This window comes from Arenibacter lacus (genome assembly GCF_008711145.1).
GTDB classification, from domain to species: domain Bacteria; phylum Bacteroidota; class Bacteroidia; order Flavobacteriales; family Flavobacteriaceae; genus Arenibacter; species Arenibacter amylolyticus.
Genome location: NZ_VVIN01000076.1, coordinates 1 through 12,914, shown reverse-complemented (window position 1 = coordinate 12,914; position 12,914 = coordinate 1). Strand labels below are relative to the sequence as shown.

Genomic DNA, 12,914 nt, shown 5'->3' with positions numbered 1-12,914 from the left:
TACGATTTGCATTTATAGCGAGGGGCCAGTTGGAGCGCTGGCAAAGCTCCGAGATTCAGCTTTTTATTTTTTTAAAAATCGCGGAGTTTTTAAACCGGTTTTTAGATCTAATCTAGGACCGATCGGAAAATGCAACGATTTGCATTTGCAGAGAGGGGCCAGTTGGTGCGTTGGCCTTGGCTACGGCTGGCTCCTCTTTCCAAAGGTACACTGTACCTTTATCTCTCGGCCCTGGACAAGCAAAGAAATCATAGATTCACGAAATCCATTAGAAAACAAATAACAATTCTTGAGTAAAATGAAAGGGCATTTGGTTGAGGGGAAAGATATAGTATAACTGGCATAAGAAAAAGAAGTCCTGCTCAAATCAACATTAATATTTTACCTAAACACAACAATTAGTCATGATCCTTAAAATATTAGCATAGATTGCCGATAACTAAAAGCCGATTATAAACAATTCCTTACCATCCACACATTTAGGGCTTTATTAAGAGGATTCTCGTGTTACCTTTAGGGTAAGCAACATAAAAAGAGGGGGTTAGGTGGTATTAACCTGACACAGTGAATGGTTATCCTAAAATTATATAACAATATACAATAGAGATATAACGCATTCCCACTTTATAAAACAGAAATTTGAATTCGAATTTTTAAATTCACAACTATGTCACAGATTACACATATTATATTGGAATTGAATCTAATTTTCACTGGTGGAGTTATCCTCTATTTATTATATGGAATGTTTTTTTCAAAAAGAAATAATCAATGGTAGTCTACTCTATGACTCGCACCCAACACATTGGCACTAACATACAGATTTCATCTGTTTTAGATTAACTCAATTATCTACTTAGATATTCAAACACCCAGAATTTAGGCTAGATCTCCTGATCCTCTGAAATTGGGATTAACGGCAGCAATTGACTGAAGACAAAAAAAGGCTCCCAATTACTTGGAAGCCTTGTTTTTACTACTGTGGGCCCTACTGGATTCGAACCAGTGACCCCCTGCTTGTAAGATACAAAAACTATGGTCTTATATGGTCTTAAAAAAGCTTAAATACTTGTTTTTCAACAATTTAAAAAAAATTAAAGACCATATGAAACCATATAAATAGTATATTTGTTTATAAATAGTTTATAAATTTGTAATAACGTGCTGACAACTAAAGTGCTTCTCAACAAGGTTCGTCAAAAGCAGGATGGAACATTCCCGTTGGTAATTCGCGTTACCTACAACCGGAAATCCATATACCTTCCCCTCGGTTACAACATGGTCGAAAAAGACTTCGACGCAAAAAATCAACGGATAAGACCTTCAAGTAAAATAGCTTCCAATATTACACGATTGAACAACACTATTCAAGCTAAACTGAAAAAGGTGTATGATACGGTTACCCGCCTAGAGGAAGAAGGCAAAATTGAAAGTTATTCCATGCCATTGCTCAAAAAAGAAATAGAGGGGAAACCAGTGAGCAACATGGATTTTTACAGTTTTGCAGATACCCTGATCCATGACATGAGAAAGGCAGGGAAGTATGGGAATGCAGAAATCTATAAGAACGTACGCAATAGAATTAAGAAATTCCATCAAAAAAGTCATTTGCCTTTCCGCCAAATCAACTATGCGTTTATAAAAAAACTGGAAACCCAGCATTATGCAAAGGGAAATACTGCGGGAGGACTGAGCGTTTACCTAAGAACCCTGAGATCAATTTATAAAAAAGCAATTAAACATGGTATAGCCAAGGAAATCCACAATCCCTTCAATGGTTATCCCATAAAGATGGGAACCCCAAAACGACAGTTTTTGAATGCGGAGCAATTAGAAATCTTTAAAAATGCCTTGATCCAAGAGCCATTCTTGGCAAAAGCCCGTGATCTCTATATGGCCTCCTTTTATTTACGGGGCATGAATTGGATGGATCTGGCATTATTGAAAGGGGATAATATACAGGGAGACTACGACCGAATCACCTACATACGATCCAAAACAAAGAACAAACTATTTTCCATTAAGATAGCCCCTGCCTTAAAGAAAATAATGTTTGCCTATACACTTGGCAACATTCAAACGGGTGATTATATATTTCCCATTCTTACTTCCACCGTTTCCAAGTATCAAATTCACGAAACCATCAAAAACAAGCGTAAAAGGCAGAATACCTACCTGAAGCGTTTAACGGAAAGATTGGACCTTCCAAGAATCACCATATACAGCGCCAGACACACCTATGCCAATATCCTAAAACGAACCGGTGCGCCCAGCAATGTGATACAGGACAGTCTTGGCCATACGACGGAAGCCATGACCCAAGCGTATTTGAATTCGTTCGAAACAAATATTATCGACGATTATGATGCTCAGATTATGGGGTAAATTATCGGCATAACATCCAATCCCATTTTTTACTTACGACTTCAAGGATTGATACTTCTTAAAATTTTCTGCTTGTTCAAAAATATCTTTGTAAACCTCATCCCTCTCAACTGGTGGATAACCGTGTTTATCTAAAAGTAGAATTAAGCCCACCTTTAAGGCTGATTTAATATCGGCCCGTTTGTTCCAGTCTGGAAATTTTGCTTGACTATCAACCAAGTCCTTAACCGCTTTTGCCAACTCAATTAGTTTATCTTCAGGATAGCTGAAATCATATTTAACACATAGCTCCTTTAGAATATCGTAAAAAGCCTTTTCCTCAAAGTCAATCCCTAAATCATTCCCCGATTTAAACTCGCTGTATACATCCCATATAAGATTGGTCAATTGATCCGCCATATCTTCATAGACCTCACTTCTCAGAATATCATTTTCATCACGTTGATTGTACTTTTCAACCAAGGACTCCATTTTCTTAGAAAAGTCTACACCTTTTACTTTGTTGACTTTTTTCATGTCACCGATAGCTCGTGCCAAGAGCTGTTGCAATAATTTAATCTTTGTGTTGGGTAATTTGATTTTATCAATTTTGGCTAAATAATCTTCATCAAAGATGTCTTGCTCCTTTTCGGTTTCTTCTCCCATCTTAAAGATTTCATCGATACCATCACTCTGTAAGGCATTTTTAATCATCTCCCTCACTTTAGCATTCATTTGGGCGGTATCTGGTGCATCTCCTTTGGTTAGTTTAAAAACAATGGAGCGTACGGCTAAATAGAAGTGGGTGTAGTCCCTTTCTTGCTGTGTTAATTCCTCACTACCTGCGCATATATCATAAGCTGCCTTTAGTCTCTTCACCAATCCCATAAAACGGGTTTCCATTTCCTTGGTCAACTGAACAAATTCAGCTGCCATATTAAGGGTGTTTAATTGCTCCAATGCGGTACCATTGAAATATTTTGAGCTATCAAATTTGTGCAGCAACTTAGCTAATAGGTCTAAATGGTTTCTTACGACTACTAGGGATTGCTGTATGTCTTCAAAATTGTCTTTATCCCCCTCCGAGTATTTCTTAAGCGCTAAATTCATTTGCTTCTTGATGCCGATGTAATCTACCACCAAGCCTTTATTCTTACCTTTAAATTTGCGATTTACTCGCGATATAGTTTGTATAAGGTTGTGTTGCTGAATAGGCTTATCTATGTAGATGGTATCAAGAAACGGTACATCAAAACCTGTTAGCCACATATCTACAACAATAGCTATTTTGAAATTGGATTTTTCGTTTTTGAATTGTCTATCCAATTCCTTGCGATCTTCTTTCGTACCTAAGAGGTTATACAATTCCTCCGGGTCGTCTTTCCCGCGGGTCATAATCATTTTGATACGCTCTATAGGTTTAATTGACCGCTTTTCTTTTTCTGTAAGGACAGCACCTTCCTCCGCAACTTTTATTTCATTCCACTCAGGCTTTAATTCAATTATGTTCTTATACAATTCGTAGGCTATAAATCTAGAGCTACTTACAAACATGGCTTTACCCTTAATGGTAGCACCTTCGGCAACTCTATTTTCATAGTGTTGCACAAAGTCCGCAGCCAACTCTTTTAGCCTATCTGGGTCGCCCAAAATGGCGTTCATACTTGCAGATTGCTTCTTACTTTCCTCTATCTGGTATTCATTGGCGCCAGCTTCGGCAACCTCTTCATAATATTGCTCAATCTTTTCTAATTCGCTATTCTGTAAGGCTATTTTTGCTGCTCTACCTTCATAGACAATACGGACCGTAATTTCATCTATAACCGATTCGGTCATGGTGTAGGCATCCACCACTTGTCCAAACACATCTAAAGTTGCATCAACAGGAGTACCTGTAAACCCAACATAGGTTGCGTTGGGTAAAGAGTCGTGTAAATACTTGGCAAAGCCATAGGACTTCTTCAAACCATGTTCTGTAACTCTTATTTTTTGGTCTAAGTTGGTTTGACTTCTATGGGCCTCATCCGAAATACAAATAACATTCGTACGTTCCGTCAATAACTCAATATCTTCTGTAAACTTATGAATGGTTGTTAAGAATACCCCGCCACTAGCACGACCTTGTAATAGCTCTCTTAATTCAGCCCTGCTTTCAACACTTTTAATGGTATTGTCACCAATAAAAACTTTGGCATTGGTAAACTGTCCTGAAAGTTGATCGTCTAAATCCGTACGGTCTGTTATGAGTACAATGGTAGGATTTTCAAAATAGGCACTTTTCATCAGGAGCCTTGTGAGATAGAGCATGGTATAACTCTTTCCGCTTCCAGTTGCTCCAAAGTAAGTGCCACCTTTACCATCTCCCTCTGGTTTTTGTGCTTTTTTAATGTTGTTAAACAGGGCTCTTGCCGCATAGTACTGGGGATAGCGACAAACTATTTTCTCATCTTTTTTAGAAGTATCTGGAATGTATATGAAGTTTTGAATAACATCCCTTAGTCTGTTTTGATTGAGCAATCCTTGAATAAGGGTAAACATGCTATCAATACCATCCACATCTTTGGCCAAACCTGATATTCTACGCCACGAATAATAAAACTCGTAAGGAGCAAAGAACGACCCTGATTTGTTGTTTACGCCATCGCTGATTACACAAAACGCATTGTACTTAAAAAGCTCTGGAATATCTCTCTTGTAACGAGTTGTTAATTGCACATAAGCATTATGAATGGTGCAGTTTTCTTGAATAGCAGTTTTAAACTCAAATACTACAACCGGTATTCCATTGATGTAAATAATCCCATCAGGAATACGTTTTTCCGTTCCTTCTATTTCCAGTTGATTAACAAACTTGTAGATATTATTGTCGCCATATTTTTCCGAAGGTTCTGATACCGATAAAACATCTAAGCTCTTCCCTTGAATTTGGCGGTCCAATCCTGCATAGTCTATTAGAGAAATCCAAATGTCTTTTTGGTTTCGGTCTTCTCGTTTAAGTATAAAACCATCCGATAACCATTGAACTATTTTTTTATTGGTTTCATATAAATCAGAAGCGGGTAAGGTTTTCAGATGTAATACAATTGACTTAGCCTCGGTTTGGGTTAAGCCTTCTTTCTTGTATTGAGTTAGTAGAAATTGGATTAAATCCTCTTCAATCAACACTTCTTCGGGCATACGACTAATAGTATTGCCCAAGTAATGTGGATACCCCTCATTACCCAATAACGCTATAAATGCTTCCTCTAACTTTGCTTCTGTAAATTTCATTAATAATGGTTGGTTGGTTATGATTATTTTTGGTTACTGATGTCGTTCTCCCATTAGCTACCAACCATTGCAATACAATGGCTGTAAACTCATTCATTTGGGCATCCTTTTTATATTATGACATTTTTGCAACTCATGTTATACTTATTTTTAGTCGCCTACCTTTTTCGGTAAGACGGTATTTTTGTTTACTGCTATTGGGTTTGTCAGGAATAGTTAATTCAATCAAACCTAATTCAATGGCAGGCTGTAAATAGTTATATAAAAAAGTTGGTCGGTGTTTTATTCCAACCAGCTCCATAGTTTCCGCACGTGAATAATCTTTACCGGTCATTGCAGAAATTAGGGTTTGAACTTGTTCGGTGACTTGTTCGGTGCGCTTTCTTGAAGAAGGAAACACCAACCGAGTGAAAGTGTCCATGAACTTAAAACATTCCCAACCGTAACTCTGCAGTATTCTTGGAATGCTGGCACCTAATTGTTCTATCAGGTTCAGATCCTTGGTGAGTTCTGCTTTGTATTCTATGCGGTTGGTTTCTTTCATTATTTTATTCCTTTCCCTTTTTCAATCCTTTAACCATCTTATCAAAATCAGATTCTATATTTTGGGTTTTATTAAACTTTTCATATTCCGAATAGGCTTTATTTTCGGCTTGTTTTTTGGATTTCTTTCCTAATCCTTCTAACACCTTATATTCATTAAAGGCTAAAAACTTATTGACACTTAGTGCCAATCCTTCCATGGTAAACGTATTTTCACGTTCTATTAGCCCTTCTATATAGTCGAAGTACCCCGTTACCGTTCGTTCCAATTGCTTGATTTCTTTTTCCTCCAAATAGTTTTTGGCAATTGCTGTATCTGATTTTAGCACCCTCCCGTCTGGTGCATTTTTCCAGGACGTTAGGCCCATATTTTCTTTGTTACTATCAGCTTTTAGGTAGATGATTTCCGCTGCTGTTTTACCTGTTATGGCATAGTGGAATTTATTTTGCACCATAGCATAGAACTTTTTGGTAATGGGCGATTGTGGGTCATAGTCAATACTACACTCAGCAAAAATATCGGTTACCTGTTGGTAAATTCTGCGTTCGCTGGCACGGATCGAACGAACACGCTCTAATAACTCCCTAAAATAATCTTTACCAAAAACAGTTTTACCTTGTTTAAGGCGTTCATCATCTAGGGCAAAACCTTTAATTATGTATTCCTTAAGTGTTTTGGTAGCCCAAATACGAAACTGTGTTGCTTTGGTAGAGTTAACGCGGTAACCCACAGAAATAATAGCATCTAAGTTGTAATAATCTAAATTACGAGCTACCTCTCTTTCCCCTTCCGTTTGAACTGTTCGGATTTTCCGAACAGTTGCCTCTCGTTCTAATTCACCACTTTCATAAATGTTGCTAAGATGCTCACTAATGGTTGATTTAGAAACACCAAACAACTCCGCTATTTTTTGTTGTGTAAGCCAAATGGTTTCGTTTTGCACATAAATCTCAATCCGTACCTCACCACTTGGGGCGGTATATAGAACAAAGTCGTTTAGCTCATTATTTGGATTTATATTTTTATCGCTTCCTTCCATTCCAAAAAAAATTATCCTATGGTACGTTATGCTTTGTATGCTATGAGGTTGGTTTCGGGCATAATATCTTTACTTTAAATATATAATTTATTAGTATTGTTTGAATCCAAATATCCTTAATATCAATTCTTGAAACTTGGTTTTCAACTTAGGGATGAAATTTCCAGATAAACCAATTATCGCTCCTAATCCTATTATTAGGTTCAGGTCGTTTACAACTAATTTTTTATCCTCCGGAAGCAGTTGAAGTATTTTATATGCACCAACTAGAATACCTACAATAAAGAGGTTGTAGGCAATTATGGAGAACACTTTAATTCGCTTCTTAAAGCGATATTTAAATTCTAATAAACGAGACACTTCATCTGTATCTCTTGGTAGCTTAAACTGGATAATAATATCAAATGCTCGGTAATACACGATGCGTATAAAATCGTTGTTAAATGATTCTTCTGTATCACTCATAACATTGTAAGCTTCATTTAAATGGTCATTCGTTATTTTAGATTTATCTAGTAAAAACAGGAATACCAAAACCATAGACTGATTATTCGCTTTACTTTGATAATTACCTAACAATAAATTTTCGAAAGTAGTAGTGGTTTTGCCCTTTGCTCTGTTTCGGATAACGCCTAAAAGCCAGCCTTTATCACAATCAAATTTTAGCACCCCAATCACCAAGGTAAAAATCAGAAAGTCATCATGCACAAATGGTGCAGCAGATTTCTCGGAAACTTTCCGCTTAGAGATTTTGGCGTACTGCGTATTAAAATCTGCTTTTGCGTTCTTTTTTATTGCTTGTATAGAAGTGTAGTAGATAGCATCCGTTTCCAATATCTCCTTGGTCTGAGCTACTAGGGTTTCATCAGAAACCAAAGCATAAAGAGCCTTTTGTTTTGGCTGGTCTGCCAAGCTTCTTAAATAGCTATGTTTCTCTTCTATAAAAACCATTTTTTCCTCTTTAAGGTGTAGTTCAATTTATCAGCATCCCATTCCGGTATGCTTCTCATTTTCCCAAGCAAATTTGAAATAAGATTAGAATACAACATGGTAGCAGGTTCTGCTCTTGGCAAAAAGCTTCTCCAAGATAAGTAGGTAAATGAATATATCTGTTGTGTTATATAGTTTAAGTCATAGAACATTAAGTCTTTCAAATCTGGATCGTCATGTTTTCCTTGTGGTGTTCTAAGTTTGATTTGAATGGGAGTACTCATGCCATGTTTGGCAGTTTTCAATTCTCTTGCACCAAACATTTGAATCAAACTGGTTTCATCGTCAATAAAAATATTACTCCCCCTTTGAGGGATATATTGTCCGATTAAATGTTTGGAACCATACTTTTTTTCCCCCTGCTGACCAGTGTCAAATAATATACTCGGATGGTTTTTACTAATCGTTACGAACGCAAACTTGATATTGAACTGGCTAATGTCTTTTACCAATTGACTAATAACATCAAACTCAACATTTTTGATGGGTTTGAAAATGTGAAAAATCAAACGCACAGTATCTCCATCTTGCCAAGCGTATTCTTCTGAAAGTCGGCTAATAGAGCTTTTTAAACTTTTGAGTAATTCTTCAAAATAGCTTTCATACGGCACATCTTTTACCTTGTCGCCTAACAAGTATTGACCATCACTTGACATAAAGGTTGTAATTCCTACAACACGACTGCTTTCAGCTCCTTTGTACATACCACTTCTCAACCAACTGTGTCCAATGCCAATAACAATTTCTCTATCAACCGAGCGTTGAACAGGCAATACCCATGGTGTACCACCTAACTTGGCATAGATTTGAAGTGCTAATGGGTTAAGGATGTACTCTGAATAGTTTGAAATTGTAGTTGAACGAACAAACTGCACTGGTATTTCAAGTGAAAGTAACTTTGCCTTTATCTTGAAATAGGGATTATCTCTGTCTGATAAATTTTTAAACCTATCTGGAATTTCAATGATTGCCAAATGAGGATTTTCATCATCATAATTACTAATCACCCCCAAATAATCTTTTATTCGATAATCTGAAATTTCCTGAATCAGGTAATTCACCTCTTGTAACTCATATTTCTTAAGTAGCCCTTTTTTAAACCAGCTTGAATTTGGTAATCCGTCTTTTAAATCATGAAGAAACTTCGTGAATGAACCTCTATTGGTTTTATGACAAATTGACAAAACACGAGGCTTTTTTATGTCAAATGTTAAACTATCGTATGGTCCATAGTAAGATAAGCCCTGATCAGCATTTCTTGTATTTGTTTTTGTTCCTGCATGGTCGTAAATGAACGTGGGTATTCGGAGGTTAATGCTGTTTTGAACCTGCATGGGTGTAGCATGAACATTGAAGCAAAAACCATCCTTATTCTGAAACAGAACTGGATTGCCTTTATCAGAGAATAAATGTTTGGCAATATTGCTAATCTCACCGAATTGATGAACGGGATTTTGTTTTTTGATACGTTCCTGGCTAACGGCTCCCAAAATTTGATCGCACTTTTGCTCACCAATAGTGAAATTCAAATAAGCCTGAATGTTACGTTTGGTTTTGCGAATAAAAAGCTCTTGTAACGGATAACTCTGCTCACCCTCACTGGTTGCTACAATGGCGGTATCCCCATTGACGGATTGTAAAGAACCCACAAAGTCTTCATTTGGAGCCAGTACGTTTTCTAATCCTAGAAGTGCTTCGGAATGTAATACTTCAAAATCTGTTAAATCAAATCCTTCTTGATGTAACTCTAGGCATGAAATATTGAACACCCAGTTCCTTCGAATATTAACCACAAAGGCAAACCCTTTAGTATTATTAATATTCGTTTCTCGAAGCTGAACTTCGATAAGTTTTTTAAAGGCTATTTTATGCTTAAGCTTTTCGGGCAGATAGCTTAAAATTAAATCATCCTTTGCCTGACGAGAGTAAAATCGGAAAGGATAAAAATCCACCGGAATGTATTCTTGAAAACGGTCTTTAAAGGTTCTAAAAAAGATGTGTTTTACTAACGATGCGGTAACTTTACTGTCAACATATACCGATCGTCTTTCAACCTTGCCGGTTAGTTGGTTTCCTTCATCTTCTTTATTGGATATTACAATTAAATTACTGTCCCTAAAAAACGAATACGAAGCATTATACTTTTGTCTTAATTCCTGCAAACGCTCATCAGAATATGGTACTGTTATAATCTGATAGGAATTGAAATCAAATCGTACGGGGAAATAATTTAATTGCATAATACTTTTTTATTTGAAATTGCTTTCTCCACCCTGCTCATCTTACTTAACAAAACTGATTGTAGCTCACTGAGTTTTTGATTTACCATTAACTTTGATAAGAGCACTTCATAAATTATCGAAATACGTGTTTCAAACTTTTCTTCTACATCAAAACTTGGGTTAATAACTGATTGACTATCAAAATCTTTAGTAACTAAAGCGTTAAATACTGCACCTACGGCCTCTTTTTTTAGTTTCTTAATAGCATCTAGCGTTGTTTGATGTGCAAAAAATTTATTATCCCCGTTTATCGAATAACAACTTTGATTCATTGCCATGCTAAATCCGGCAATTGATATGGCTCCAACGGTTCCTCTTGCTGTAATAAAAACAGTGTCTTTCGGGTAAATTTTAGTGCTACTTTCATTTAATCCTTTAATTGTAATCTTCTTTTCAGTCTCAATACAATAATAGCTTTCAGATCTATCAGCAGGTGTAAAGAACAAAATATCACCATTCCAATATTTCTCTTCATTCGTTTTGGGGGTTCCTCCACCTCCTAATTTGAATTTCTCCGTAAAACTCTTCACCTCCCACCCCACAGGAATTTCTTTATCCAATTCCTCATTATACACCATAGCACCGCCGGAAGACTTATATGGTTTCCCTTCTTCATTGGGGAATTCAAAATCCACAAACCAATGTTTATATAAGGCTTGGGCGGTTTCTTCCAGTTTTTGGTTTAATTGCTCGTTGAGCTTGATGCGGTTGGTAACGGTGTTATATTCCTCTACAATTTCTCGCTGTTTTTCTATATAGGGGATGGGGAGTTCAAAATCAAGAAAATCTTCCCATTCTAAACTTCCTCTAACACCACCAACTGCGTGAAAAGTTGCTTGCCTGTCAAACTCTGCACGAGTAAACCACATCATTAAATAGTCTGGGTCAAGCAAAGATTCATCCATAACCTGAAATACTGGATATGCCTGAGAAATAATAGCTTCTTCAAAATCCTTTAAGATAGCAACAGGCATCTTTTTATCCCTCCGCACCTGCATCGTACTACAAGCAAATTGATTCTTTCGAATAATTTTGTAATTCTTCATATTCGTTCCTACTATATTTGCAACAGATGGAATAAATTTCTTTTCAATTGTCAAACCCAAAAGTAAATCAACACTCAATTCTGTATTTCTTTCGTCAACAAGCTCTATATAATCCCCTAATCTTTTATAGTTTGACCTCATAACCTAACTCTTTAAACACGTTTAACAATTCGGTTTTGCTTTCTTCTTCTTCTTGCAGCAGCTTTTGCAAATCAATTTGTAAGGAGGTCATTTTCTCATCAAAATTGATATTCTCATCACGGTTGACAAACTCAATATATTTACTAGGGACTAGAGAAAAGTCTTTTTTAACTACTTCATCAAAACTCGCACTGTAACAAAATTCCGGAATATCTTTATAGTCTGAATTTTTCTGTTGCCATTGGTGATAAGTGTTTGTTACATCTGCAATGTTTTCTTCTGAAAATTGGATAAACTTCTTTTCAAAAGGAATCCCTATTTGGCGTAAATCCATAAACAAGATTTCTTGATCGCGGTTACGGTAGTTCCTAGTTAGATCAGGCATCTCAACTGTTCTTTCGGTTTTGTTTTTATTCAAAATCCAAAGTGTTACGCTAATATTAGTCGTATAAAACATATTTTGAGGTAAAATAACAATAGCTTCAACCAAGCCGTTCTCAATAAGTTTTCTACGAATTTTGTACTCTTCACCACCACCTGACAGCGCTCCATTTGCTAGGATAAATCCTGCTACGCCATTTTCGGAAAGCTTACTCACCATATTTAAAATCCAACCATAATTAGCATTACTCTTAGGAGGAACATCATAACCTTTCCAACGTGGATCGTCTAATAATTCATCTTCACCTCTCCAATCTTTTTGGTTGAACGGAGGGTTGGCCATAATGTAATCGGCCTTTAAATCTTTGTGTTGGTCTTGCGCAAAGGTGTCGGCTGCTTTATCACCTAAATTGGCCGCTATACCACGAATGGCTAAATTCATTTTCGCCAACTTATAAGTGGTGTTGGTGTATTCTTGACCGTAGATAGATACTTCTTTTTTATTCCCGTGATGGCTTTCTATGAACTTAATAGACTGCACAAACATACCGCCCGAACCACAGGCAGGGTCATAGATAATCCCTTTATAAGGTTCTATCATTTCGGCAATTAGATTTACAATACTTTTTGGCGTATAGAACTCTCCCTTTCCTTTTCCTTCTTTTAAAGCAAACTTTGATAGAAAGTATTCGTACACACGCCCCACAATATCTTGATCTGCATCTTTAAGGGTATCAATATCATTAATATTGTCTAACAGTGAAGCCAGTTTAGATTTATCAAGACTTAATCGTGAAAAGTAATTATCAGGCAATGCACCTCTCAACGAAGGATTATTCTTTTCAATATTGTGAAGC

General features: G+C 36.5%; 8 protein-coding genes. 1 reads left to right on the top strand and 7 read right to left on the bottom strand.

The genetic code is table 11. The features are described from left to right. The first annotated feature begins 1,161 nt into the window (after window positions 1-1,161). The gene (locus tag F1E73_RS15210; protein ID WP_150452416.1) at window positions 1,162-2,385 is read left to right on the top strand and encodes a site-specific integrase; all 1,224 of its coding nucleotides are present in this window, start codon (window positions 1,162-1,164) and stop codon (window positions 2,383-2,385) included. Window positions 2,386-2,418: 33 nt separating this feature from the next. Here the strand turns inward: F1E73_RS15210 and F1E73_RS15205 are convergent, their stop codons facing one another. From F1E73_RS15205 to F1E73_RS15175, 7 genes are all read right to left on the bottom strand, one after another. After that, window positions 2,419-5,634, bottom strand: coding sequence for a type I restriction endonuclease subunit R (locus F1E73_RS15205; RefSeq protein ID WP_150452415.1), 3,216 nt, complete (start codon window positions 5,632-5,634; stop codon window positions 2,419-2,421). A gap of 133 nt (window positions 5,635-5,767) precedes the next feature. Next, window positions 5,768-6,178 (bottom strand): Fic family protein, encoded by a 411-nt coding sequence (locus tag F1E73_RS15200; RefSeq protein WP_150452414.1) that lies wholly within the window; start codon window positions 6,176-6,178, stop codon window positions 5,768-5,770. Window positions 6,179-6,182: 4 nt separating this feature from the next. After that, window positions 6,183-7,217 carry a RhuM family protein gene (rhuM, locus tag F1E73_RS15195; protein ID WP_150452413.1) on the bottom strand — a complete coding sequence of 345 codons (1,035 nt, stop codon included), beginning with the start codon at window positions 7,215-7,217 and terminating at the stop codon, window positions 6,183-6,185. A gap of 90 nt (window positions 7,218-7,307) precedes the next feature. After that, a complete protein-coding gene (locus F1E73_RS15190) occupies window positions 7,308-8,168 on the bottom strand; it encodes a hypothetical protein (RefSeq protein WP_150452412.1) in 861 nt (286 codons plus the stop codon). Further along, entirely contained in the window at window positions 8,156-10,447 is a 2,292-nt protein-coding gene (locus tag F1E73_RS15185) for a Piwi domain-containing protein (protein ID WP_150452411.1), read from the bottom strand. The genes F1E73_RS15190 and F1E73_RS15185 overlap by 13 nt, the downstream gene beginning before the upstream one ends. After that, window positions 10,438-11,676 carry a restriction endonuclease subunit S gene (locus tag F1E73_RS15180; RefSeq protein ID WP_150452410.1) on the bottom strand — a complete coding sequence of 413 codons (1,239 nt, stop codon included), beginning with the start codon at window positions 11,674-11,676 and terminating at the stop codon, window positions 10,438-10,440. The genes F1E73_RS15185 and F1E73_RS15180 overlap by 10 nt, the downstream gene beginning before the upstream one ends. After that, on the bottom strand, window positions 11,660-12,914 hold a 1,255-nt coding region (locus tag F1E73_RS15175; RefSeq protein ID WP_150452409.1), incomplete at its 5' end, for an N-6 DNA methylase. The genes F1E73_RS15180 and F1E73_RS15175, both read right to left, overlap by 17 nt.

Bases quoted from the DNA above. Each gene is read 5' to 3' on its own strand.
- F1E73_RS15200 (WP_150452414.1), bottom strand. From the start codon at position 6,178: ATGAAAGAAACCAACCGCATAGAATACAAAGCAGAACTCACCAAGGAT.
- F1E73_RS15205 (WP_150452415.1), bottom strand. From the start codon at position 5,634: ATGAAATTTACAGAAGCAAAGTTAGAGGAAGCATTTATAGCGTTATTG.
- rhuM (WP_150452413.1), bottom strand. From the start codon at position 7,217: ATGGAAGGAAGCGATAAAAATATAAATCCAAATAATGAGCTAAACGAC.
- F1E73_RS15180 (WP_150452410.1), bottom strand. From the start codon at position 11,676: ATGAGGTCAAACTATAAAAGATTAGGGGATTATATAGAGCTTGTTGAC.
- F1E73_RS15185 (WP_150452411.1), bottom strand. From the start codon at position 10,447: ATGCAATTAAATTATTTCCCCGTACGATTTGATTTCAATTCCTATCAG.
- F1E73_RS15190 (WP_150452412.1), bottom strand. From the start codon at position 8,168: ATGGTTTTTATAGAAGAGAAACATAGCTATTTAAGAAGCTTGGCAGAC.